18 protein-coding genes are annotated in these 25,492 nt (G+C 40.9%); 4 read left to right on the top strand and 14 right to left on the bottom strand.

Annotation, left to right across the window (positions count from 1 at the left end; translation table 11 throughout):
* From SORDD27_RS01970 to SORDD27_RS01940, 7 genes are all read right to left on the bottom strand, one after another.
* A partial coding sequence (locus SORDD27_RS01970; RefSeq protein ID WP_196755614.1) for a beta-N-acetylglucosaminidase domain-containing protein occupies positions 1-1,554 on the bottom strand: 1,554 nt, incomplete at its 3' end.
* A 165-nt stretch (positions 1,555-1,719) separates the two neighbouring features.
* Complete coding sequence (locus SORDD27_RS01965) at positions 1,720-8,832, bottom strand: SIALI-17 repeat-containing surface protein (protein ID WP_061427031.1); 7,113 nt, start codon at positions 8,830-8,832, stop codon at positions 1,720-1,722.
* A 343-nt stretch (positions 8,833-9,175) separates the two neighbouring features.
* Positions 9,176-9,949: an HAD hydrolase family protein gene (locus tag SORDD27_RS01960; RefSeq protein WP_061427029.1), complete on the bottom strand. Its 774-nt coding sequence runs from the start codon at positions 9,947-9,949 to the stop codon at positions 9,176-9,178.
* A gap of 4 nt (positions 9,950-9,953) precedes the next feature.
* Entirely contained in the window at positions 9,954-10,811 is an 858-nt protein-coding gene (locus tag SORDD27_RS01955; RefSeq protein WP_061427027.1) for a bifunctional methylenetetrahydrofolate dehydrogenase/methenyltetrahydrofolate cyclohydrolase, read from the bottom strand.
* Between the two features lie 148 nt (positions 10,812-10,959).
* The gene (locus tag SORDD27_RS01950; RefSeq protein WP_049490308.1) at positions 10,960-11,280 is read right to left on the bottom strand and encodes a TfoX/Sxy family protein; all 321 of its coding nucleotides are present in this window, start codon (positions 11,278-11,280) and stop codon (positions 10,960-10,962) included.
* A 33-nt stretch (positions 11,281-11,313) separates the two neighbouring features.
* Positions 11,314-12,048, bottom strand: a complete 735-nt coding sequence (locus SORDD27_RS01945) for an amino acid ABC transporter ATP-binding protein (protein WP_061427025.1) — start codon at positions 12,046-12,048, stop codon at positions 11,314-11,316.
* On the bottom strand, positions 12,048-12,731 hold the full coding sequence (locus SORDD27_RS01940) for an amino acid ABC transporter permease (protein WP_001011622.1): 684 nt from the start codon (positions 12,729-12,731) through the stop codon (positions 12,048-12,050). The genes SORDD27_RS01945 and SORDD27_RS01940 overlap by 1 nt, the downstream gene beginning before the upstream one ends.
* Positions 12,732-12,922: 191 nt before the next feature.
* Here SORDD27_RS01940 and SORDD27_RS01935 point away from each other — a divergent pair, with 191 nt between their 5' ends.
* The 4 genes from SORDD27_RS01935 (at position 12,923) to SORDD27_RS01920 (ending at position 16,590) form a co-directional block, all read left to right on the top strand.
* Positions 12,923-13,153 carry a DUF1797 family protein gene (locus SORDD27_RS01935; RefSeq protein WP_000443577.1) on the top strand — a complete coding sequence of 77 codons (231 nt, stop codon included), beginning with the start codon at positions 12,923-12,925 and terminating at the stop codon, positions 13,151-13,153.
* A 237-nt stretch (positions 13,154-13,390) separates the two neighbouring features.
* Positions 13,391-15,649 (top strand): ATP-dependent Clp protease ATP-binding subunit, encoded by a 2,259-nt coding sequence (locus tag SORDD27_RS01930; RefSeq protein WP_061427023.1) that lies wholly within the window; start codon positions 13,391-13,393, stop codon positions 15,647-15,649.
* A gap of 130 nt (positions 15,650-15,779) precedes the next feature.
* Complete coding sequence (locus tag SORDD27_RS01925) at positions 15,780-16,232, top strand: NUDIX hydrolase (RefSeq protein ID WP_000013176.1); 453 nt, start codon at positions 15,780-15,782, stop codon at positions 16,230-16,232.
* A 58-nt stretch (positions 16,233-16,290) separates the two neighbouring features.
* Positions 16,291-16,590, top strand: coding sequence for a DUF1827 family protein (locus SORDD27_RS01920; RefSeq protein ID WP_000767205.1), 300 nt, complete (start codon positions 16,291-16,293; stop codon positions 16,588-16,590).
* A 70-nt stretch (positions 16,591-16,660) separates the two neighbouring features.
* Here the strand turns inward: SORDD27_RS01920 and metK are convergent, their stop codons facing one another.
* From metK to prfB, 7 genes are all read right to left on the bottom strand, one after another.
* Positions 16,661-17,851 carry a methionine adenosyltransferase gene (metK, locus tag SORDD27_RS01915; protein WP_000003916.1) on the bottom strand — a complete coding sequence of 397 codons (1,191 nt, stop codon included), beginning with the start codon at positions 17,849-17,851 and terminating at the stop codon, positions 16,661-16,663.
* A 197-nt stretch (positions 17,852-18,048) separates the two neighbouring features.
* Positions 18,049-19,392, bottom strand: coding sequence for a DEAD/DEAH box helicase (locus SORDD27_RS01910; RefSeq protein ID WP_002879919.1), 1,344 nt, complete (start codon positions 19,390-19,392; stop codon positions 18,049-18,051).
* Positions 19,393-19,523: 131 nt separating this feature from the next.
* Positions 19,524-20,339: an endonuclease/exonuclease/phosphatase family protein gene (locus tag SORDD27_RS01905; RefSeq protein WP_000670847.1), complete on the bottom strand. Its 816-nt coding sequence runs from the start codon at positions 20,337-20,339 to the stop codon at positions 19,524-19,526.
* A 51-nt stretch (positions 20,340-20,390) separates the two neighbouring features.
* A complete protein-coding gene (locus SORDD27_RS01900; protein WP_081103322.1) occupies positions 20,391-22,577 on the bottom strand; it encodes a PTS transporter subunit IIBC in 2,187 nt (728 codons plus the stop codon).
* A 218-nt stretch (positions 22,578-22,795) separates the two neighbouring features.
* Complete coding sequence (gene ftsX, locus SORDD27_RS01895; RefSeq protein WP_000625554.1) at positions 22,796-23,722, bottom strand: permease-like cell division protein FtsX; 927 nt, start codon at positions 23,720-23,722, stop codon at positions 22,796-22,798.
* A complete protein-coding gene (gene ftsE, locus SORDD27_RS01890) occupies positions 23,715-24,407 on the bottom strand; it encodes a cell division ATP-binding protein FtsE (protein WP_000022272.1) in 693 nt (230 codons plus the stop codon). Before ftsE ends, ftsX begins: the two co-directional genes overlap by 8 nt.
* A gap of 17 nt (positions 24,408-24,424) precedes the next feature.
* A protein-coding gene (gene prfB / locus SORDD27_RS01885) for a peptide chain release factor 2 (protein ID WP_414162623.1) occupies positions 24,425-25,492 on the bottom strand; the annotation gives its coding sequence in 2 pieces (ribosomal slippage) (positions 24,425-25,447 and positions 25,449-25,492; 1,067 coding nt annotated over the 2 pieces). This gene is flagged as partial in the annotation.

The following is a 25,492-nucleotide window of genomic DNA, read 5'->3' as shown; positions in this document are numbered from 1 at the left end:
CCCCCAGACCTTTCCACCAGTAAGAGTTAAATGGACATTTTCAGGAAGATGTTCATTCAAGGTTCGAAGTTCAGCTTCAGTTCCTTGTCCCATGTACCAGGCAGGAACAAAAATCATATCTTTACGGAGACCACTGTATGTTGTTTGTTTTTCAGTCAACCAATTTGTGATATCCTTCATCAAGCGAACATAACTATGGTAACCACCAACTGGGCTTGGTGCATCATCTGCAAGCACGCCAAATTCACGCACTCCCACGTCCAACAACTGAGTAAACTTAGCCTTTATGGTTGCAAGATCAGCCTGGTAATGCGCTTCATTGCCAAAGCGGATACGATTGTTCATAAATGGATGGATGGTCCAAACATAACGTGTTTTCGTTTGATTACCGACACGTGCAAGTTCTCGGATTTCAGCCAGTTTTTCTTCTGGGTAAAGTTCACGCCATTTCTTATTGTGGTATGGATCATCTTTTGGTGCGAAATAGTATTGAGTTAACTTCAATTCACTTCCATAACGCATCAATTCTTTACGATTTTCATTAGACCATGGGTTTCCATAGTAACCTTCGATGAAACCACGGTTCTTGAGCTCTGCGTAATCTTCTACTGTCACATTTCGAAGGACTGGCACTTGGCTTTCCTTGAGCATGTGTTTCAAAGTTGTCAAACCATAGAAGACTGCATCTGTGTCTTTTCCGACGATGGAAATCGAATTATCCTTGATGCTCAAGACATAGGCGTCAATCTTGTCAAAGAGACCTGCTGAAACATTGGACAAGTTTTGCTCTGCTTGTGAGCCTTGTCCATGCACCCCAAGATAGATATTGGTTGCGCCTGCGATTGCTGCCTTACCAGTTGTATAAGATACTTGATTGTCCTGCAAGACACTCTTCAAGCGATTACGAGTATAGATATCGAGTTGATCGCCCATGACCAGATTGACTTGCTTACGAAGGGCTGTAACACCTTCGCCATAAGTTACTTTTTGTGGCGTTGGGAAGACCTTGTACTCTTTCTTGAGATAGTCTGCGCTCTTGCTGGCAGCTGCAATGCTATCTTCGCTAGCTGGTTTACTTGCAGTGAATTGATCTGCCAATTCAACTGTTCCATCACCGGTTTGGTCTACTTTTGGAGTTTCAGGTGTAATTGGTTGACTAGGTTTAGCGATTTCTTTATCATTTTGTCCTCCACTCATGGCTTCAGACGGCTTTGTTTCATTCTCTGGAATTCTAGGTGCTTCAGCTGGTTTAAGATTATTTGTCGAATCAGTAGAACCAATCGTTCCTGTAGTTTCCCCATTTCCAACTGTCGAGCTAGCTTCCTTCCCAGCATTTTCTTCTGCTTTCTTCAAAACTGCTGCAAGTTCATCAGGTAACTTTTCCAATGGCTGAGCTTGAGTTATAGTTCCCTCTTTATCTCCTACATTACCTGTTTCTGCTGCCTCTACTAAATTAACACCAAAGATACTGGCACCAATCATAATAGAAGCTACTCCAATAGCGAATTTACGAATACTGTAATGACAACGTTTATTGAAAAAATTTTTATCCATCTTTATCTTATCTCCTTTCATCCAAACACGAAAGTAAACGATTCCATTTTTACTAGTAAAGATGGAGAGGCCTAATCGGTCCTCTCCATCTCTTCAACTCATTTATCGATGTGATTTTTTATCATCGACCAAGCTATACCAATAGGATAGCATTAGACGCACAAACTAATCCTCTTTTCGTTTTGCAGTTAATAGGGCTGCTGACAAGGCCAAGCTAACACCTGCCAAGAAAATGGCTGTTTCAGATTCTCCCTCACCTGTTTCTGGTAATCTATTTTGCTCTTCTTTTACTACTGAAACATTTGGTTTTATAGTCTGGTCATGAGCTAATAGCTCTACTGGATAATCTGGTTTTTCAAGAACAGGCGCTTCCTCATTTCCTACCGTGGCTAGAACACCATGATACTCTGGAAGTTTATGTTCTAGAGCCATTACAGCATTAACGCCACCCTTAAATTCAGGTTTCTCAACGCTTGGTGCCGCTTGATCTCCTACAGTAGCAAGAGTTCCTGTGTATTCTGGAACTTCGTTTACTGCTGCTTCTACAAAGTTAGCACCTCCTTTGAATTCTGGAACTTCATTGACTGGAGCTGGCTCCTCGCCTTTACTACTTGAAATAGATGCTTTCACTCCTACTTCAACAATGCGATCCTGAGCCTTTCTTTCTTCAGAATGAACAAGACTTCTAGTAGTACCCAAGACTTGAATATAGTCAACTTTTTCTCCATCTTGTCCTTCAGAAACGATACGACGTTGACCTTGAGCAAGTTCAGGGTTTTCACGAATAACTTCTTTAAACGGAAGCGGAGTCTTTTCAATTTCCAAACTTGGAGTTTCTGCTACTAAGTTCTTAACGCCTTCTGTTGGTGTTGTTTGGAAGGTAGACTTAAAGTGTAAACGATATTCTTTCACCAGATTTCCATCTTTGGAAACAAGACGAACCAGTGTTGGAAGATTGGCATTTCCAGAATCCACAACTGTAACAACTCCATGTCCACTAGTTGTTGCAGTGACTTTTGGTTTTGAACCCATTGTTGTTAGAGTGTAATCTGTCACATTTGGATCAAAGTTTTCCAATGCTTTTCCGTCGATCGAAATAGTCGCTGATGGTGTTTCCACTTCTGATCCCTTGCCTGCAGAGTAGGCTGTAAATTCTACAAGTGCAAGACCATTGGTGGTAGCCTTACGAGTCATGCGCGCACGAATAGCTGTCGTTTGAACCGGTTCAAAGTTAAACTCGATTGGTTTACCAGCTACTAATTCTCCAGAAGCTTTGTAAGAAATTGGTGCCCAATTTTCTGCCTTGTTAAATGGATGATCGGCATTTTCTTCGTAACGAGAAATCGTACTTGGTTCTGTAAAAGCAGGACCAATATATCTTTCTAGAACCATTTTCTCTGGAGCATCTGTGCCACTATCTTTAAAGAACTGAATGGCTACTTTCCCAATAGATTGAGAAGCAATTTTTCCATCCTTCTTAAAGAGTAATCCAACAGAAGTTTCTTGATTTTTCGGAGTACGAGACCAGTTTGTCCAACGTCCATCTTCATTGTATTTTCCATCATTGATATAGAAAATTCGATCATTTGAAGCTGCTTGAGTATCGTTCGTTGTCGAAGCAAAGGCTTTAGAATCAGTTTCATTGTTGCTTGGATTTTCTGAAATGACTTGATTGCCTTTAGCAACAACTGTCACCTGCATTTTAGTCGTTAGATTTGTACCAATGACATGACCGGTAACTTCAAATGTTCCCTCATGCTCTGTCGCATGTTCAGGAATAGCATCCCACTTCACTGCAAGTTTATCTGTAGTCCAATTAGTTGAAGTTGGATAATAAACACTTACTTCTGAAGGAAGTTGAAGATTGTCTCCAACATTCAAGATTTTAGCACTGTTTTCTGCAGCAAGAGGTTGACTAGTTTCTCTCTCATCATTGCGGAAAATTCGATATTCTTTCAACACCGTACCATCTTCTGCTTTCAAGATGAGACGTGTTGCACCTTTTGGACTTGTTGCAGGAACAACTGTTACCAAACCATTATTGCTAGCTGTTGCTGTGATTTCTTTGCTAGATTGAGGAATATAGTAATCTGTCTTAGATGGATTAAAATGTTCAAGATCCTTGCCATCTATCTTGATAGAAATCTCTGAACTTGTTTCACTTAAGACCTTGTTTCCAAGCACAGTTATCTCTGTCAGACCAACACCTGATGTTCCATCTGCTTTCTTCATACGAATACGAACAGCGTAGGTTTCGACCTTATCAAATGTGAAGTGATTGGTTTGAGTTGCAGACAGCTGACTTGGAGCATGTAAGTTTTCAACTGCTTTCCAATTGTCTGGATTATTAAATGGATGATTGCTATCTCGTTGCGCATGACTGACATCACTTGGTAAATCTGGAATTTCTTTACCTACATAATATTCAACTACATATTCTTTTGGAAGACCAATTGCTCCATCAGTATAGAAATCAACCGACAAATTGTTGACAAAACGCTTCGTCAAGTCTCCTGAATTACCAAATAAGATAGAAGCCCAGTCATTATCAGTATTTGTTCTCCAAGTAGTCCATCTATTTTTAGCATCTGATGGCGTTCTTGATACAGTCAAATCGTTCAAGGTGTTGGCTGTGTCATCTCCTCCTGTATTGGATACAATGGCAGCTGGTAATTGTGAACCTGTCCATTGTTTAGAGATATTATTTCCAGCAACCACTTGACTAGACACTCGAACATGAGCTTTAGTTGTCAGATTGCTACCTACTAAACGACCATTGATTTCATAGACCCCTTCAGTTTGACTAAAGTTGGCTGGAACCTGATCCCAAACAACATCTTTATAGATAGTTGTTCCGTTAGAATGGTAAGCCCGAACATTAGCTGGCAATTGAACCGTCTCACCCTTAGGTACTGTGAGACTGATTTCCTCTGCAACTTGCAATCCTTCAACCGTTACAGTCGCTTGAGCTTCAATATCTGTGCCTTCCACATGTCCTTTAAGCGTAAAGCTATGATAGTGCCCCAACTCTTTTTCATCTACCTTATCCCAAGCTACAGATACTTTGCGTGGCAAGCCCTTATCAAATTCTGCTCCAACTTCTTTAGGTAGATTCGGTTGCTGATTGATATCTGTAGAAACAGACACAGGATGAAGTTTCACAATCTTCTTGCTGACTTTATTTTCTTTAATCACCACTTCAGTTGTTACAGATTCTGTTTTCTCTGTTTGATTATCGATTCGAGGTGTCAAAGTCACTCTTCCCTTAGTATAGAGCAATAGATTCTGACCATTCACCTCAAGATGTCCCCCATCAGATGATTTAGCTTCTAAGTGAATATCTGAAGCCGAAAACTCTGTTTGTGAACCATCCTCGTAACGACCAATGACGTGATAAGTTAATACTTGATCTTCAGTGGCAGTTTCTTTTCCTTCTACAACCACTTCCAAACGTTTCAAAGCAGGAGCTTCCTTCACAAACTGAATTAAGTAAGTTTGAACCAAGTCACCCTTTTGGTCACTCAAGAAGACAGAAGCCTGATAACCATTATCAGCAGAAGCTTGCTGAACAGTTACTTGATATCCGGTAGTCTGAGCTCCAACACTTGGAATAGTTGCAGTGTAAGGAAGGGATACACGGTAATAGGTCTTGCCAGATTCAAAATTCCCAAGAGCTTTATCCCCAACAGTAAGTCCTGTAATGCTACTTGTTGTTTCCTTACTACTTGCGATAAAGGTTGCAGTCACTTCACGGTCGTCATCTACCAATTTACCAGTAGCCTCCGTACGTCCACCTTCCTTGTTCAAAGCAGCAGGGTCTTTCAAGGTCCAAGAAACAACATCAGTATCAATCAAGCTACCATCTGTCAGAACAGCTGTGACCGTTTTATCCAAATCAGCCGCATTCGTTCCAACTGGGACTGTAGCAACTTTTGGTAACCATCTATCTAGAGCAATCACTTTAACAAGTGCCTCAGCTTTAGTTTCCAAACCTTCTACACGTCCAGATACTTTTTTCTCACCTGCGCTTGTAAGCAAGTCAGATGGCATTTCCCAAGTTACAGTCTTTTCCTCAACACTACCGTCACTATAAATAGCTGTTACTGTTTGAGGTAATTCAGGATTTGTCGTCACATCAGTTGTTGCTTTTACAGGAGCAAAGGCTACAAAGTGACGATTTTCTTTCTTACCAGACACCGTTGCGACCGTTGCGCTATCAGATGTCAAACCAGCAGAATCTGCATAAAGAGTAAATTTACCTTCTTTTTCTGTTGATTTTACAATGACAACCCCTTTACCATTGAAAGCACGTCTTTGCCATATTCCATCTGCTTGAGCTTTGTAGCGTTCACGACTAGCTTGTTCTCCATTATCCACACCAACGATTTGTCCCTGACCATGAAGATTGAAATGAACAAGATTGTTAGCTGTAGGAACCACATTACCATCGCCATCAACAATTTCATAATGGATGTAGGATAGGTCCTTTCCATCTGCAGTGATAACATGCTCTTCTTTAGTCAGACGAACTCTTGCTGGCTCCCCAGCAGTTGTCACACTATCACGCGCAATTTCGTTGCCATTTTCATCTCGAGCAATCGCAGTCAGTGTGCCTGGTTGGTATTTCACAAGCCACTCAAGATACAATTCACTTGGTTTAGCTCCCTCATGATATGGACGTCCATCTTCTGTCCTTTTCTTAGTAAATTCCTTTTTACCAAGCGACTCTCCATTTAAGAACAATTCGACGCTTGCAGCATTTGAGAAGGTACGAACCGGAACCTTTCCATCAATCAGCATCTTGCGATCCTTAAGGGTCTCTTCAGTCCAGTTCCAATGTGGTAAAATGCGAACAGTAGGCTTTTCTTTAGCACTATACCATTCACTACGGTAAAGGTAGAAATCATTCTTTGGTAAACCAGCTGTATCAATAATACCAAAGTAAGAGCTCTTGACAGGTGTACTATCTTGGTTATGCCATGGAGTCGGTTCTCCAATATAGTCAATTCCTGTCCAGATAAATTGCCCAGCATAGCCAGCACGATCACGGTCAAAAGTCCATGATTCAGTAGCTGTTCTTCCCCATCCAACACGGTCATTACCATAGTCAGATTGTTCATAGTGACGATTTGGACGATTGTCATGTCCAAGGATTTGAGCAGGGTTATAATAAGAATCACGCGTCCTAGTAGCTGAAGAAGTTTCAGAACCATAAATGAGCCAGTCTGGATGCGCTCTACGAACAGCATCATAATTACGTTCACCATAGTTCATACCGACAGCATCCATAATTTCTGCGAGTTTCAAGAAATCACCTGTCGCCGCACGACTAAATTTGTTTTCCCCCATGGTTACATAACGCTCAGTATCAATCGCTTTGATAACTGCCTTCAAGCGTTTAGCAGTTTCGATAGAACGAGGACTACCATTTGCCTCCTCTACCTCATTTCCAAGAGACCACATGACGATAGACGGATTGTTCTTATCACGTTCTACCATTGTTCTGAGATCAAAATCAGACCACTTCTCACCCTTCTTAGCCTCCGGATGAGTTGCATCTTGATCAAAGAACCGTCCATAGTCGTAAGTCTTCTTGCCACCATACCAAGTATCAAAAGCTTCCTCTTGAACCAAAAGACCTAAACTAGCTGCAGCATCCAGCAACTGAGGACTCGCTGGATTGTGGGTTGTTCGAATAGAGTTAACCCCCATATCTTTCAAGAGTTTTAATTTACGATAGGTAGCCTTATAATTCTCTTCTGCCCCCAAAGCTCCATTGTCATGGTGAATACTTACTCCGTGGAATTTCATGCGTTCACCATTCAGAGAGAAACCTTCCTTAGCAGTCCAATTGAAATAACGGTAACCAAATGTATCTTCTGTTACATCAACTAGTTGACCTTCTTTATAAACCTTTGTTTTCAACACATACAGTTGAGGATGATAACTTTTTGTCGTCCAAAGAGTTGGTTTATTAACTAGGATTGTTTGTCTGAAATCTGCAGTTTCATTTTCTGCTAAATTCTTCGTTTCAGAGCGGACTAATTCTGAAACAACCTTACCTTCCTTAGTAAAAATTTGTTGTTCCACAAAGACTTTAGCAGCCTTCTTATCCGTATTTTTAATCTTACTTTGAACCTGTGTTTCAACATTCCCTTCTTTTTGCTCAGCAAGTTTTGGAGTAGTGATATGATTACCATTTTCGGCAACATGGACTTTATCACGATAACTAAGGGTTACATCACGATAAATCCCACTTCCTGAATACCAACGACTACTTGGTTGCTTATTGGTCACTTGAACAGTAATTGAATTTTCACTACCATCCTTGTTTAAAAATTCTGTGATATCATATGAAAAATGATTATAGCCACTTGGATAATGTCCGACAAATTTACCATTTACATAGACCTTTGAATCCATGTAAACCCCATCAAAATTGATACGAACATCCTTATTCTTGTCTGCTTCGTCTAATATGAAAGTCTTACGATACCAAGCTGTTCCACCATTTAACTGCCCACCTTCATTACGAGCGGGAGACTTGTGATCAAAGTCAAAATAAATACTCCAATCATGAGGAAGATTCAATTTAGACCAATCATGAACATCCACATCTTTTTTTGAAAAATCTCCTTGGGCATTTAGTTTAAAATACCAATCTTTATTAAAATCTTGTTTTCGTTCCGATAATAGCTGTTTTTCCTTTTCAACTTCGGCTTTGTTTGACTCTCTAGACAGCACTTGCGATTTTTCAGAAGAAGGTTTAATCTCTGTGTCTGCTTTCACTTGGTCCTTTTCAGAAGTTTTTTTAGAATCCTCTTTCACTTCTGTTCCAGCTGTTACTGCAGATTCAACAGGCTTTGGATTTGCCTCTTCAGATTTCTGTTTGTTATCAGCCTTGTTTCCTTCTTCTACTTTATTTGGAGTTTCCCCTTTAGGACTAACCAATTCACGACTACTCTCGTTAGTAGGTGTAGTAGGTTCTGTATCCTTAGTCACTTTGTCTTCTGCCGATTCAGCTTTTGGTTTTACAAACTCACGCCCACCATTCTCATCAGCCTTTGCAATAGCAGCTACCACATCATCGGGAAGCTTATCTAAAGGTTGAGCTTGATGAACAGTTGTTTCTTCTGTTTTAGCATTGGATGAATCCACCTCCTCAGCTTGTACAGCAGAAATACCAAATATACTAGCCCCAATCATTACAGATGCCACACCTATTGCAAATTTACGAATGCTATAATGACAACGTTTATCAAAAAGTCTTTTGTTCATTAAAATCCTCATTTCTTTTTCTTGATACAAAGTAAGCGTTTACTTTATTTTAAAAAATAACCTCCTTCTGAATACACAAACAAGTACCAAGTTTTATAATATATTTTATATATTAAATATATCAAAAGGCACCTTAAATTGCAATTATTTTCCATTAATTTAATCCAATAAAATGATATATAAGAAGGGGTCATTTAAAAGGAATAGTTGCAATGAAAATAGCTTTCGGTTCTAGACTCTTTCTACTACAAATTGAATTCCATTAATATCTTTTTCAAACTTCAAATTTATAGTTTATAGACTGCATTACTCTACATAAAAAGAAGGCGAACCTCCTTCTACACTATTTTCCCTTAAATTCCGCAAAAGTCTGTAAGATTTTAGCAGCAACTGCTGGAGAAGGAGCTCCTTTTAGCTCTAACCTATCATCTGCATATGGAGTAAGACCAGCAAAATCTCCTATCTGGACTGAATAAAGAGACGTTTTAAACAATTCAATATCGTTTTGGTCATTTCCAAAAGCGATGAAGTTCTCCCCACATAACTTTTCAACAGTTGTCGCCTTATGAGTATCCAAGGGATTAACATAAAGGCACTTTTCATGCGCATGATAGGAGAGATGAGCTAGTCCCAGTCTTTCTAGCTGATCAAGCAGATCATCAAGCAAATCCTCATGGTCACCCATATAAACGACTACCTTAATCGGGGTCCCTAAGTCCTCAAGTTTCTGATGACGAGCCACCTTTAGGGGATCCACACTGGAAATAAATGGAATCTTCTCTACAATCTGACCACTGTAGTCAAAGCAATCATCTACAAAGAAAGGGAGATTATAAGTCTGGCAATAATCCACTAGCGCCTGATAAACTCTAGCATCGAGATTCCTTTCGAAGATAGCCTTCCCTAAATGATAGGCTACGCCACCATTCAACCCTATGACCAAGCGCTGACTGAGTTCAGAACCTAATAAACCCAAGCAATCCCGATAAGAGCGGGCTGAGGCAAACACAAGCTCATGCCCATAATCTTCAGCCTTTAAAAGAACCTGCTGAATCTCCTCATCAATGGTCATGTAGTCAAAAGATAGCGTTCCATCCAGGTCAAATACGAATTTCATCTTCCTAGTCCTTGTTTAGTGTTCGAAGCGCTGCCTGATAGGTTTGCTCCATTAGCATGGTAATAGTCATAGGTCCAACTCCACCCGGTACAGGTGTGATATGACTGGCAAGTGGGGCAACCGCATCATAGTCAACATCTCCACAAAGCTTGCCATTTTCATCTCGGTTCATCCCAACGTCAATGACAACTGCTCCTGGTTTGACAAAGTCAGCAGTCACAAACTTAGCGCGACCGATTGCAACCACAAGAATATCCGCCTTAGCAGCCACCTTGGCAAGATGATGGGTACGTGAGTGGGTCAAGGTCACAGTTGCATTCTTAGCTAAAAGAAGCTGAGCCATCGGTTTTCCAACGATATTTGAACGACCGATGACAACCGCATTTTTACCTTCCAAGTCAATCCCATATTCATGAAACATTTCCATAATTCCTGCAGGTGTCGAAGGAATCATAACTGGATGACCAGACCAGAGGCGACCCATGTTTAGGGGATGGAAACCATCCACGTCTTTTTCGGGGTCAATGGCTAATAAAACTGCCTCTTCGTCAATATGTTTTGGCAAAGGTAACTGGACCAAAATCCCATGCCAAGCTGAATCTTGATTGTATTTGGAAATCAAGTCTAACAATTCCGCTTGGGTAATGGTCTCTGGAACTCGCACTACTTCACTACGGAAGCCAGCAGCAAGAGCTGATCGTTCTTTGTTACGAACGTAGACTTGGCTGGCAGGATTGTCCCCCACCAAAATCACTACCAATCCTGGAACTAGACCTGTTTCTTCTTTTAGTTTGGCAGTCTTTTCAGCCAACTGTCCTTGTAACTTAGCTGCAAGAGCCTTCCCATCGATAATCTGTGCCATATCTCTTCTCTTTTCTATCAAATATCCTCTATTATATCAAAAAATAACTCGCCATTCTAACACTTCTTGCCTAATGGACCTTATAGTCTGAAACTATAAGAAAAAGCCCTTGTCGAGCTTTTATGCCTATTTATACTAGGTAAATCTGTCATGCTTTCTTTTTGACTTTTGGAGCCGGTAAGACTTCATACATCTCCTTGATTAATCTCATTAGAAATGATTTATCTTCAATGTCTTCTATCAAAATCATCTCCTTAGCTCCTTCATAAGGACATTCAAGCCTAGTCTGTCCCAGTTGATCCAAGACCAACTTCACAGGCTTCAGTAACAGACGATTATCATAGATTCCCCCAATAATCTTCCCACGATAATAAAGGATATACTCTCCCATCATTGGACGATAACTCATCTCCTCTAGCTCTGATAGCTGTTCGAGAATAAAATCTAAATATTCTTTACTGGAAGCCATGATGCCTACTCCATTTCTTCTAAAAATGAGGTCTTACAAAACCTTACTCAAAAATTCCTTGGTCCGTTGTTCTTTTGTTTGATCGAAAATCTCCTCTGGTGTTCCATCTTCGACAACAACTCCATCCGCCATAAAGATAACACGGTCTGCTACCTCACGCGCAAAACCCATTTCATGAGTCACAATCACCATAGTCATCCCTGACTTGGCAAGGTCTTGCATAACAGCTAGAACTTCTCCAACCATCTCAGGGTCTAGGGCTGAAGTCGGCTCATCAAAGAGCAAAACATCTGGTTCCATAGCAAGTCCACGTGCAATGGCAATCCGTTGTTGCTGACCACCTGATAAACTCTGAGGATAAGCCGTCGCCTTATCTGGCAAGCCAACTTTTTCTAACAGTTCCTGTGCTCTTTTCTCCGCAACTTCCTTGCTTTCACCTTTGGTTTTAATTGGGGACAAAGTGATATTTTCCATCACTGTCATATTGGGAAAGAGGTTGAATTGTTGGAATACCATGCCCATCTTTTCACGCATGTCAAAAAGGTCATTTTTCTTATCTGTAATATCAACTCCTTCAAAGATAACCTTACCTTTACTTGCTTCTTCAAGGAGATTCATCGAACGAAGGAGAGTTGATTTCCCGCTCCCTGACGGACCGATAATAACCACAACTTCTCCTCGTTTAATCTCAAGGTTGATGCCTTTTAAAACTTCATTTTTCCCAAAAGACTTATGTAGTTCTTCAATTTTAATCAAGGTTTCTGTCATTATTTCTTGTCTCCTTGTCCAATATGTTTTTCAAATGCTTTCAATGCCACTGTCAAAACAGAGGTCATAATCAAATAGTAAAAGGCTGCAAATAAAAGGGGAGTCAACGGTAAATAAGTTGTTGTTGCTACTGTCGTTGCACCATTCCACAACTCCATCACCCCAATTGCCGACAAGAGGGAACTATCCTTGATAATGGTAATAAATTCATTTCCCAGCGCTGGAAGAATATTCTTGATAGCTTGTGGCAAAATGACATAACGCATGGCATTTTTCGGACGAATACCAAGAGAGTATGCTGCCTCTAACTGCCCTTTAGGAACCGCATTGATCCCCGCACGAACAGTTTCTGAAACGTAAGCTCCACTGTTCATAGAAATAATCAGAATACCAGGAATCAAACGAGAAAGATCAACTCCTAAAATTCCCACTTGAATAGTCGGAGCATTGATATGCATAAGAGCAAAGGCAATCATTATTTGAACCATCATTGGCGTCCCACGGAAAATCCAAACATACACATTTGCAAACCAAACGAGCGGTTTAAAGCGTGAACGTTGGGCAAAGGCCAGTAACACACCTATAATGGTCCCTAAGCAGACAACAAGGATAGAAATCAATACGGTAATCAGAGCACCATAGTTAAAATATGGTAAATACTTTGGTAAAAAAGAAAAATTCATATTCAATCAACTTTCTATGTATTAGATTGTATGATTATAACATGAATTGAATTAAAATGCAATCCTTTTCCCCTATTTTTAACAATTAACTTGATAGAATAGAGAAATAGAGAGAAATCACAGTTTTTTTCTAGTCAACTACCTCTTGTTTATGGTAAAATAGAAACGATAAGAAATGGAGGAGAATCAAAATGGAATCACATTTGGTTAGAATCATTAACCGCCTAGAAGCAATGACAAAAGATGGTGGAAATCTAAAACGTAATTTTGAACGTGAAGGTGTTGTTGTCGCAGAAGTTGCATACAGCCACGACGAAGAAAACGGATCACTCTTCACCCTTCGCGATGTAGAAGCTCGTGAAACTTATACCTTTGATAGCATTGATTTGATTGCAATGGAGATCTACGAACTCCTTTACTAATATAAAAACAACGGGCAGTAAGGCCCGATGAATGAGAATCCTTTTTGTCACCACAAATGGGATTTTTTCTTACCTATAATGTCGCTGGATTCCCCATAAATCCGTCTTTTAAAAACGACCACTTCCCAATCTTTTTACTTGCTTTACACCTTAATCATGCTATAATGAGAGTATAAAACTTTGACTATTCTTGACCTTTTTCTTAGGCCAAGAATAAGAATGAAATGAGGTAGATGTATGCTCTGTCAAAACTGTAAAATAAACGACTCAACAATTCATCTGTATACCAATATCAATGGACAGCAAAAGCAAATTGATCTCTGTCAAAATTGCTATAAAATTATCAAAACAGATCCAAATAATACCCTCTTTAAAGGGATGACTGACTTAAATAATCATGACTTTGATCCTTTCGGCGACTTTTTCAATGATTTGAACAATTTCAAACCTTCTTCTAATAACGTCCCTCCAACTCAATCTGGTGGGGGATACGGAGGAAACGGTGGTTATGGACCTCAAAACCGAGGCCCGCTTCAAACACCTCCTAGCCAAGAAAAAGGACTCCTAGAGGAATACGGTATCAATATTACTGAGATTGCTCGTCGGGGAGATATTGACCCTGTTATCGGTCGAGATGAGGAGATTATCCGCGTTATCGAAATCCTCAACCGTCGAACCAAGAACAATCCTGTCCTTATCGGAGAACCAGGTGTTGGTAAAACAGCCGTTGTTGAAGGTCTAGCTCAGAAGATTGTCGATGGCGATGTTCCCCATAAACTTCAAGGCAAACAGGTCATCCGTCTGGATGTGGTCAGTCTAGTCCAAGGAACAGGGATTCGAGGCCAATTTGAAGAACGTATGCAAAAGCTCATGGAAGAAATTCGCAAACGCGAGGATATCATCCTCTTTATCGACGAAATCCATGAAATTGTTGGTGCAGGATCTGCTGGCGATGGCAATATGGATGCAGGAAATATCCTCAAACCAGCCCTTGCCCGTGGTGAATTGCAAATGGTTGGTGCCACTACTCTCAATGAATACCGCATCATTGAAAAAGATGCTGCTCTAGAGCGCCGTATGCAGCCTGTCAAGGTAGATGAACCAACTGTCGAAGAAACCATTATCATCCTTAAAGGTGTTCAAAAGAAATACGAAGACTACCATCACGTCAAGTATACTGATGCTGCCATCGAAGCTGCTGCAAATCTTTCCAACCGCTATATCCAAGACCGCTTCTTGCCAGACAAGGCTATTGACCTGTTGGATGAAGCTGGTTCTAAGATGAATCTGACGCTGAACTTTGTTGATCCTAAAGTGATTGATCAGCGCTTGATTGAGGCTGAGAATCTCAAGGCTCAAGCTACACGAGAGGAAGACTTTGAAAAGGCTGCTTATTTCCGCGATCAGATTGCCAAGTACAAGGAAATGCAGAAAAACAAGGTGACCGATCAGGATACTCCAATCATCAGCGAGAAAGCCATTGAACATATCATTGAGCAGAAAACCAATATCCCTGTTGGAGAACTCAAAGAAAAAGAACAGTCTCAGCTTATCCATCTAGCAGACGACCTCAAAGCTCATGTCATTGGTCAAGATGAAGCTGTCGATAAGATTGCCAAGGCCATCCGTCGTAATCGTGTTGGACTTGGAACTCCTAACCGGCCAATCGGAAGCTTCCTCTTTGTCGGACCAACTGGTGTCGGTAAGACAGAACTCTCTAAACAACTAGCCATTGAGCTCTTTGGTTCTGCTGACAGCATGATTCGCTTTGATATGAGTGAATACATGGAAAAACACAGTGTGGCTAAATTGGTCGGAGCCCCTCCAGGTTATGTTGGTTATGATGAAGCTGGGCAGCTGACTGAAAAGGTTCGTCGCAACCCATATTCTCTCATCCTTCTCGATGAGGTCGAGAAAGCCCATCCAGATGTGATGCACATGTTCCTTCAAGTCTTGGACGATGGTCGTTTGACAGATGGGCAAGGGCGGACAGTTAGCTTTAAGGATGCTATCATTATCATGACCTCAAATGCGGGTACTGGTAAGGCCGAAGCCAGCGTTGGTTTTGGAGCTGCTCGTGAAGGTCGAACCAACTCTGTTCTCGGTGAACTCGGCAACTTCTTTAGCCCAGAGTTTATGAACCGTTTTGACGGCATCATCGAATTTAAACCTCTCAGCAAGGACAACCTTCTCCAAATCGTCGAACTCATGCTAGCAGATGTCAACAAACGCCTCTCTAGCAACAACATCCATCTCGATGTGACGGACAAGGTCAAAGAAAAATTAGTTGACCTAGGATATGATCCAAAAATGGGAGCGCGCCCTCTCCGCCGTACCATTCAAGACCATATCGAGGATGCCATCACTGACTATTACCTTGAAAATCCAAGTGAAAAAGACCTCAAGGCAGTCATGACAAGCAATGGCAAGATTCAAATCAAATCTGCCAAAAAAACTGAAAAAACAGAAGAGATTGCTTCTGAAATAGAAGAATAAATCTATCTAACAAGTGCAGAAAGTCTATCATTTTCTGCACCTTTTTTACTAAAATAAATGTAAAACCTTGACAGCTTGCCCCTCGTCCATTATGATAATAATAAAGACACTAGAGAATGAGGAAAAAGCAATGGCAAACCCAACTTATGGTGATAAAAAAGAGAATGTGACCTACCAGCCCCGCTATGGTGTGTACGCAGTTATTCCGGATGCGGAGAAAAAACAAATTGTCCTAGTTCAAGCTCCCAATGGGGCTTGGTTCTTGCCAGGTGGAGAGATTGAAGCAGGCGAAGATCATCAAGAAGCACTGAAGAGAGAACTAATCGAAGAACTTGGCTTTACAGCTGAGATTGGAACCTATTATGGGCAAGCTGATGAGTATTTCTACTCTCGCCACCGTGATACCTACTACTACAATCCAGCTTATCTCTATGAAGCTATTTCTTTCCAAGAAGTACAAAAACCATTGGAAGATTTTAATCATATTGCTTGGTTTCCTATTGATGAAGCAATTGAAAAACTCAAACGTGGTAGCCATAAATGGGGAATTGAAGCTTGGAAAATCCAGCATGGAATTGGCTAAAATACACGATTTTATCCAAAAAGTGCTATAATAGAGTTAGAAAATCGGAGGAACTGTTATGAAGCTTATCAATACGACAAACTCACACTCGCAACTTGTTAAAAGCCAATTAGAAAGCACAGACGCAACTCTTGTCGAGGTCTATTCTGCTGGAAACACAGATGTAGTTTTCACACAAGCCCCGCTTCACTATGAAATCCTCATTTCCAACAAACACCGTGCTATTCGTGAACCTGAAATCGAAACCATTCAAGACTTCTTCTTGAAACGTAAAATCGATAAAGGAAGCATTGATGAAGCCAATATCAAGACGCTTTATTCAGATAAATTGATTGAGATTTCAATACCTATAAAATAAGAAGACCAGCCGAAAGCTGGTTTTCTTTTGCAAAAAAGATTGGCAGTGCACAGCTACCAATCTTTTAATTCTATTTCACAGCTTCTTTCAAAGCATCTACCTTGTCCAAACGTTCCCATGGAAGGTCAATATCTGTACGTCCCATGTGTCCATAAGCCGCTGTTTGACGGTAAATTGGGCGTTTGAGATCCAGCATTTGAATAATTCCTGCAGGGCGAAGGTCAAAGATTTGACGCGCTGCTTTTTCAAGCTTGCTTTCAGATACTGTTCCTGTACCAAAAGTATCGATACGAACAGAAACAGGTTGCGCCACCCCGATAGCATAGGCCAATTGCACTTCTGCCTTCTTAGCAAGGCCTGCTGCAACGATATTCTTGGCAATGTAGCGAGCTGCATAAGAGGCTGAACGGTCCACTTTCGTCGCATCCTTACCAGAGAAGGCACCACCACCATGGCGAGAGTAGCCACCATAGGTATCCACGATAATCTTACGACCAGTCAAACCTGAGTCCCCTTGAGGTCCACCGATTACAAAACGACCAGTTGGATTGATGAAGAATTTGGTTTGCTCATCCAAGTAAGAAGCTGGGATCACCTCTTTGATAACCTTGTTAATCACATCATTGTGAATTTGTTCATTGCTAACTTCTGGATCGTGCTGAGTTGAAATAACGACTGTGTCCACACGTACCGGACGGTCATTTTCATCATACTCAACCGTAACTTGTGATTTAGCATCTGGACGGAGATAGCTGATTTCACCAGACTTACGAAGTTCTGCCAAACGACGAACCAACTTATGACTGAGTGAGATTGGCAATGGCATGAGTTCTTCTGTCTCATCCACCGCAAATCCAAACATAAGACCTTGGTCACCAGCACCAATCAAGTCAAGCGGATCTTGATCTGCATTTCCACGGACTTCCAAGGCTTCGTTAACTCCTTGGGCGATATCTGGTGACTGCTCAACAAGCGACGGATGAACTCCCACCGTCTCCGCAGAAAAACCATACTCTGTATTGGTATAACCAATCTCTGCAATGGTATCACGAACCACACGGTTGATATCCACATAAGCATTTGTAGAAATTTCACCAAAAACATGGACCGAACCTGTGTATACAGCTGTCTCGGCAGCAACGTGCGCATCTGGATCCTTTGCTAAAATAGCATCCAAAATCGCATCTGAAATTTGGTCTGCAATCTTATCCGGATGCCCCTCAGATACAGATTCAGACGTGAATAATTTACGTTCTGACATAAAAATGTCCCCCCTTAAAAAAATATTGTTATAGAGTTACAAAGTACTGATAGGAAAACTACTAGTAATGAATACCTACCACCTTATCGGGACTATATAACCTTATCATTATACCACTTTTTACTTTTTTTTGCAGTATTTTTGAAAATTCATAAAACTAAGCTAGAAAAAGGAGCTATGTAGCTCCAATTTTATACTTAAAATGTTTGGCGTTTGGCTTTTCGCTCAGCACGCCCACGTGCGCGATTTTCAGCACGCTTGGTTTTGCGGCGTTTTTCATCCACCGCCCATTGAATCTTCTTCTTATAGCCAGGTTTGACTTTTTTCTTTTTCTTTTTAACCAAGCCAATCATTTCAATATCAAGCTTATCCTGCTTCTTTTCACGATTAGCACGACGATCACGGTCATAGGTATCTTGAAACTCTCCGTCTTTGACCATCTTAGGAGTAAACTTGATCCCTAATTTCTCCAACTCACGGATATCCGAGTCATCACTAGGCTGGTAAAGGGTAATCGCTGTACCAGGCAGTCCGTTGCGCCCAGTTCGTCCAACACGGTGAACAAAGAAAGACAAGTCTTGCGGAATGGCATCATTGATAACATGGCTGACACCTTCAATGTCAATTCCACGCGCTGCCAAGTCCGTTGCGACAATGTACTCAAAATCCAGTTTTTTCACTTGATTCATGATCCGCTTACGTTCACGAGGGGCAATATCTCCATGAATCTTTGCTACCTTCAATCCTTGAGCAGTCAAGTAGGCATGTAATTCATCAGCACGCGTTTTTGTGTTAACAAAAATCATAGCTAAATAAGGCTGCATCAACTGAGTCAGTTGGTAAATCTGAGCATTCTTATCACGGCCCTTGGTCGAAATCAACCAGTTATCAATGGTATCTGAGATGACTGTCTTAGTCTTGATTTTTTCCATGACAGGATTTGACAAGTATTTCTTCAAGAACGGTTGCAATTTTTGTGGAATAGTCGCTGAAAAAACCATGAATTGCAAGTCTTTTGGAAGGCTTCCTGCAATCTTATCAACGGTTTCCAAGAAGCCCATATCCAAGGTCATATCCGCTTCATCAATTACAAAGGTCTTGGCCTTGTGAATAGCCAAATCACCAGATTTGACCAAGTCATAGATGCGACCTGGCGTTCCGATAACGATATGTGGTTGGTTGCTGGCAAGTTTTTCAATCTGACGCGCCTTATCCGTACCACCTACATAATTAACCACACGAACTTCGACATCTGAGTGAGCTGCAATCTGACGAGCTGCTTGGTAGATTTGAGTGGCTAACTCACGACTTGGTGCAGTAATGACTGCTTGCACACTATCGCTAGTTTCATCTAATTGCTGGAAAATTGGTAATAAGAAAGTATGAGTCTTTCCTGAACCTGTTTTTGACTCGCCCACCAAGTCACGACCTGCCAAGACAATAGGAATCAACTTTTCCTGAACTTCGGTAGGAGTCGTAAACTTCAACTCCTCCAAGGCTTCTACTATATAATTTTTAAATTGAAATTTCTTAAATGACATACTATCCTCGATTCTATCCTTTCAATTATACCATATTTTGTCCTATTGCAGTAGCCCCATTTGAGTCTCAATCCTGTAGTAAAGATTCAAGTAGCTTAAAAGGTTGGAACCTCTGATTCCAACCTCTTTCATTATTTCCAGGTCAATACAGCATTCAAACCATAATGATCACTGACTTGTGGACTATTTTGTCCATCAAAAACTACTTGCAAACTCTCTACTTCTAACTCTTTGCTCGTAAAGACGTAGTCGATTCGTAATGGCTCGGTATTGCCTTTCCAACCATCAATTTCTGGTGGAACGGTATAGCTACCACTTCTTTCTTTCGCAACTTCAAACGCGTCTTGTAATCCTAATGGGCTAGCTAAAATCGCTTGATAGCCTTCCTGACCAGCTGGATTATTAAAATCACCCGCTAAAATTAGAGGTTTCTTCAACTCTTTTAGTACAGCCTCAAATCGTGCCCACTCTTCTTGGAAACCTTTATCCCACCAAGAGAGATGAACGCTTGCAAGAGCAAGTTCCTTACCTTCAACCTCTGTCTCAGCCAATGCAACTCGGCGAGTATGGTAGTCCGTTGGATCATCTACATCTGATACTAAAATCTCACGCGCCTTAATAGGTGTTTTAGATAAGATAGCTACGCCTTCATGGTAGCGGTCATAGCCAATATGATTGTAAGCCCAAGTCCAGTAGTAGTTTTTCCCTTTCTCAGCCAATTTTTCAACCAGAAGTCGGACATAGTGATCCTGATGAATGGGTTCTGCTGATGGTAAAGCTTGATAGTGATTGTTAACCTCTACCTCAGGCGAAGTCATTTCTTGATTGATTTCTTGGAAACAAATCAAATCATAATCCTTATCAAGAATGTCTTGGAGTAAGATTTGGAATTTTTCCTCTGCTTCCTTCTCCATCCAACTGTGGGTATTGAGTGTTAGAAATTTCATGCTTTTCTCCTAAAACAAGAGGTTGGAAAACAGCTTCCAACCCCAAGTATATTACAATTCTACTTTAGCAACTGCTGTTTTAGCTGCAAGAGAACCTGTTTGTTCTAATTTAACTGATTTGAGGACATCACCATTTGTGAAGACAACCACTGTTGATGTTTTGCGTCCTGCTTCTCGAATAGCATCCAAGTCAGCTGTGACAAGAAGATCACCAGCAGCAACTTTTTGTCCTTCAGAGACATGAACAGTAAATGGTTTTCCTTCAAGACTTACTGTATCCAAACCAATATGAACAAGTACTTCAAGACCTGAGTCAGTGACAAGACCAAGAGCGTGTTTTGTTGGGAAGATACTTGATACAGTACCAGTAACTGGAGATACAATGTTACCATTTGCTGGTTCTACTGCAAATCCATCACCCATCATTTTTTGAGCAAAAACTGGATCTTCTACTTGTTCTAAAGCAACAACTTGACCGTCAGCTACTGAGTAAACATCCTCAGTTACACCTTTGAAATGGACAGTATTTTGTTGAGTTTCTGTCATTTGGCTTGGAAGAGTTTCAGGAATAATTTCACCTGAATCAAGGATATCTTGGATATCAGATTTCAATACGTCAGCTTTTGGTCCGTAGATAGCTTGGACACCTTGTCCTTTCATGACAAGACCCATAGCTCCTTCTGCTTTCCATTGTTCCTCAGTACCAACGCGATCTGCATCTTTAACAGTTACACGAAGACGAGTCATACATGCATCCACATCTACGATATTTGCACGACCGCCAAGAAGGTTAATGATATTTACGGCTTGAGAAGCTGCTGCAACTTTTGGAGTTCCAGGAGTTGCTTCTTCTGATGCTCCTTCAGCTGTTTCGTAGTTTCCGTTACGTCCTGGAGTTGCGTAGTTGAATTTTTTGATCATGAAGTTGGCAATGAAGTACATGATAACCGCAAAGAGAACAGTTACCCAGATAAAGTTAACGATATCCATACCAATACCAGCATTAATTGCCAATGGTGTACGAGTCAAGAATTCAATTGAACCGAATGAGTGGACACGAAGGTGAACAATATCTGCCATAGCAAAGGCAGCACCTTGAACTACTGAATAAACAAGGTAAAGCGGTGTTGCGATGAACATGAACATATATTCGATAGGTTCAGTAACCCCTGTCAAGAATGTTGCAAGGGCTGTCGCAATCATCATACCCTTGTATTGGTGTTTCTTGTCAGCATCAACATTGCGGTAGATAGCAACGATGACACCCATCAAGATACCAAATGAACCGATCATTTGTCCAACTTTGAAACGAGCTGGAGTGACTGTTGTAAGAAGGTGTTGGTATTGGTCAGCATTTGAACCTTTAAGGTTAACAAGGTCAGTTACCCATGCAAGCCAAAGTGGATCTTGACCAAATACTTGTGTTCCTTTTGCTGCACCAGTTAACACTTCGTATGTTCCACCAAGAGCAGTATAGTTCATTGGGATAGTCAACATGTGGTGAAGACCGAATGGCAAGAGCAAACGTTCCAAAGTACCATACAAGAATGGTGCAAGGACTGGAGCAGTTTCTTGTGAGTTGGCAATCCAAATACCAAAGTTGTTGATACCTGTTTGAACTACTGGCCAAAAGGCAGCAAGTACAATCGCTGCAATAGTTGAACGAAGAATAACGACAAATGGTACGAAACGTTTACCATTGAAGAATGAAAGGGCATCAGGAAGTTTACGGAAGTTGTAGTATTTGTTATAAGCTGTTGCCCCAACAAAACCAGAGATAATCCCTACGAAAACCCCCATGTTAAGCGCTGGTGCCTCAAGAACGCTGATAAAGTAGTCAGCAACCTTGATTGAACCACCAAAGAAGGTAGTAACCATTGCTTCAGGGTTTTTCAACATATCACCTGTAACACCGAAGATAGTACCTGTAATACGGTTAATCAAGATAAAGGCAAGTCCGGCTGCAAATGCACCACCTGCACGTTCTTTTGCCCAGCTTCCCCCAATAGCAAGGGCAAACAAGATATGAAGGTTACCGATAACCCCCCAACCAATTTGCTCAAGGATTCCACCTGTAATCACTAGAGGAGCAAGGTTTGGGTCGATCATCACGATTGATTTACCGATTGAGATCATCAATCCCGCCGCTGGCATAACGGCGATAACCACCATTAAAGCCTTACCGAATTTTTGCCAAAATTCGAAAGACAAGACATTTTTGAATGTAGCTTTCATCATTCAAATCTCCTTTATTTTATTTAGGCAAACGTTTTACGAAAACGTTTGCATTTGGTTATGTATTAATTATACCACTTTTATTTTTTTTGTAAAGGCTTTTATAAAAAAATTGTCTATTTTTTTAATTTTTAAAAAGGAAAAAGAGAAGTTTACGAAAACTTCTCTTTTAAAAATGTATTATTTTTCTGATTTGTTCTGCAATTTGCATTTAAATCCAACTAGATCTTCAAGAATCGACGCATCGAAATCCCTGAACCAATTGAACCAATGAAAATTCCAATTATAAATAATAGGACTGTCATCAGAGGAATAAACACATCTGGTGTAATCATTGACAAGTTTTGACCTACCAAGGATTTATTGACAGATTGATAAACCATATTGTAAACAAAAAATACAAGGACAGAAGGAATCGCTGCACCAAGCAAGCCAATAAAAGCACCTTCTAGCAAGAATGGACCACGGATATAGCCATTTCTCGCTCCTACCAGACGCATGATCTGAATCTCACGACTACGTGAAATAATGGTGATACGAATAGTGTTGGAAATGAGGAAGACTGCGATAAAAATCAAGAGCCCTGCAATAACCAATCCCCAAACACGGATAAAGGAAGCTAGTTCAAAAAGTCGTTGAGTGTTGGCTCCACCATCTTGAACCTCTGATACTCCCTCAATTTTCTTAGCTTCCTCAGCTACTGTTTTAACATCACTCGGAGAATTTGTGTCAACGATATAAGCATCATAGAGAGGGTTTGCATCCCCTTCAAAGACCTTCCAATCGTCACCCATTGTTTCCGTTAGTTTTTCGTACTGTTCTTCTTTACTTGAGAAGGTAACACTTTTAACAGCAGGTATAGCTTTCAAGGCATCATAGACCTTGTGGTAGTCATTATTGGTAACTGTCTGACCTTCTTTTTCAATCGTTTCACTGTTATCAGCTACATCCTTACGAATGTATACCATGACCCGAACGTTGTTTTCAATATCGGTAGCCAGTTTAGCTGTGTTAAAAATTACGGATGCAAACAGGGCAACGAGGGTCAAGGTAATCATAACCGAACTCACTGCTGCTACTGTCATCCAGCCATTTCGTTTTAAACTTTTTAATGATTCAAATAAATGGCGAAAAAATCTACTAATCATCGTATCCATATTCTCCTTTAGCTTCGTCACGAACGACACGACCATTTTCAATGGCAATGACACGGTGGCGCAAGGTGTTTACAATCTGACTATTATGGGTAGCCATCAATACTGTAGTACCTTGGAGATTGATGCGTTCCAACAGATTCATAATTTCCCAGGAATTATCTGGGTCCAAGTTTCCTGTTGGCTCATCGGCAATCAATACTTTAGGATTGTTGACAATCGCACGAGCAATCGCAATCCGTTGCTGCTCTCCACCTGAGAGTTCATTAGGGAAAGAGCGAACCTTATGTTTCAAACCAACCAAGTCCAATACTTCCATAACACGTTTTTTGATGTTGCGACGGCTCTCACCGATTACTTCCATTGCATAGGCAATATTCTCATAAACGGTCTTCTTAGGCAAAAGTTTGTAATCCTGAAAGACTACCCCGACACTACGACGTAGAAGCGGGACATCTTTCTTCTTAATTTTAACTAAATTAAAGCCTGCAACTGATAGGCTTCCTTTTTCGATCTTTACTTCTCGGTATAAAGCTCGAATAAAGGTTGACTTACCTGCCCCAGAAGGTCCTACGATATAGGCAAATTCTCCTGGTTCAATGGTAACAGATACACCACGCAGGGCAGTCGTTCCATTGTCATACTTTTTGACAACATCTCTCATTTCAATGATTGACATATGAGTTCCTTTCTATCTTAGCTGATTCGCCACTTGAGGTAGGCATCGATAAAACCATCAAGGTCTCCATCCATCACCTTATCTACCTGAGCAACTTCAAAGCTTGTACGGTGATCTTTTACCATAGTGTAAGGCGTGAAAACATATGAACGGATTTGACTTCCCCAAGTGATTTCTTTTTTCTCACCTTTAAGGGAATCAACTTCCGCAGCTTTCTTTTCTTGCTCCATTTGATAGAGCTTAGCCTGCAACATCTTCATGGCACGATCTCTATTTCCATACTGGGTACGATCGACCGTTGATTGGACGACAGTTCCCGTAGGAATGTGTGTCAAACGCACACCTGTTGAAACCTTATTGACGTTCTGTCCACCAGCACCACCTGAACGGAAGGTATCCATTTTGATATCATCTTCACGAATCTCCACTTCGATGGTATCATCCAACTCAGGCATAACCTCTACGGATGTAAATGAAGTATGGCGACGTTTGGCAGAATCAAATGGCGAAATACGGACCAAACGGTGAACACCCATTTCTGATTTAAGTAGGCCGTATGCATTGGGTCCTTCAAAAGACAAGGTCACAGACTTGATACCTGCTTCATCACCAGCCTGGTAATCCAAGACTTCTACTTTAAAGCCTTTGGCATTTCCATAACGAGTGTACATACGAAGCAACATATCCCCCCAGTCCTGAGCCTCAGTACCACCAGATCCTGGATGAATTTCCAAGATGGCATTATTATGGTCATAAGGTTCTGACAAGAGAAGGGTCATCTCGTAGCTGGTCATCATCTTATCCAGTTCTGTCAACTGTTCAACCAGTTCATCATGGACTGACTCGTCTTCTGCTAAAAAATCCAATAAAATCTCAACTTCATCCTGCAACTCTTCCATTTTACGGAAGGTGTTGTAGGTGTTTTTTAATTCATTTAATTCTTGCGACGTTTTTTGGGCCGCGATATTATCGTTCCAAAAATCAGGTTCTGTCATCTTGTTTTCCAAGATGGCAATCTCTTCCTCTAAACCTTCGAGGTCAAAGAGACCCCCTAAAAGAAGCTAATTTTTCACGATTTGCGTCAA

The sequence above is a fragment of the Streptococcus oralis genome (genome assembly GCF_001579025.1).
Lineage (GTDB): Bacteria > Bacillota > Bacilli > Lactobacillales > Streptococcaceae > Streptococcus > Streptococcus oralis_X.
The sequence above is the reverse complement of the archived record's forward strand: the minus strand, read 5'-3'. Positions and strand labels throughout refer to the sequence as shown.

Bases quoted from the DNA above. Each gene is read 5' to 3' on its own strand.
- SORDD27_RS01920 (WP_000767205.1), top strand. From the start codon at position 16,291: ATGAAGCTTATCAATACGACAAACTCACACTCGCAACTTGTTAAAAGC.
- SORDD27_RS01930 (WP_061427023.1), top strand. From the start codon at position 13,391: ATGCTCTGTCAAAACTGTAAAATAAACGACTCAACAATTCATCTGTAT.
- ftsE (WP_000022272.1), bottom strand. From the start codon at position 24,407: ATGTCAATCATTGAAATGAGAGATGTTGTCAAAAAGTATGACAATGGA.
- SORDD27_RS01905 (WP_000670847.1), bottom strand. From the start codon at position 20,339: ATGAAATTTCTAACACTCAATACCCACAGTTGGATGGAGAAGGAAGCA.
- SORDD27_RS01940 (WP_001011622.1), bottom strand. From the start codon at position 12,731: ATGAATTTTTCTTTTTTACCAAAGTATTTACCATATTTTAACTATGGT.
- SORDD27_RS01925 (WP_000013176.1), top strand. From the start codon at position 15,780: ATGGCAAACCCAACTTATGGTGATAAAAAAGAGAATGTGACCTACCAG.
- SORDD27_RS01900 (WP_081103322.1), bottom strand. From the start codon at position 22,577: ATGATGAAAGCTACATTCAAAAATGTCTTGTCTTTCGAATTTTGGCAA.
- SORDD27_RS01950 (WP_049490308.1), bottom strand. From the start codon at position 11,280: ATGGCTTCCAGTAAAGAATATTTAGATTTTATTCTCGAACAGCTATCA.
- metK (WP_000003916.1), bottom strand. From the start codon at position 17,851: ATGTCAGAACGTAAATTATTCACGTCTGAATCTGTATCTGAGGGGCAT.
- SORDD27_RS01960 (WP_061427029.1), bottom strand. From the start codon at position 9,949: ATGAAATTCGTATTTGACCTGGATGGAACGCTATCTTTTGACTACATG.
- SORDD27_RS01955 (WP_061427027.1), bottom strand. From the start codon at position 10,811: ATGGCACAGATTATCGATGGGAAGGCTCTTGCAGCTAAGTTACAAGGA.
- SORDD27_RS01935 (WP_000443577.1), top strand. From the start codon at position 12,923: ATGGAATCACATTTGGTTAGAATCATTAACCGCCTAGAAGCAATGACA.
- SORDD27_RS01945 (WP_061427025.1), bottom strand. From the start codon at position 12,048: ATGACAGAAACCTTGATTAAAATTGAAGAACTACATAAGTCTTTTGGG.
- SORDD27_RS01910 (WP_002879919.1), bottom strand. From the start codon at position 19,392: ATGTCATTTAAGAAATTTCAATTTAAAAATTATATAGTAGAAGCCTTG.
- ftsX (WP_000625554.1), bottom strand. From the start codon at position 23,722: ATGATTAGTAGATTTTTTCGCCATTTATTTGAATCATTAAAAAGTTTA.
- SORDD27_RS01965 (WP_061427031.1), bottom strand. From the start codon at position 8,832: ATGAACAAAAGACTTTTTGATAAACGTTGTCATTATAGCATTCGTAAA.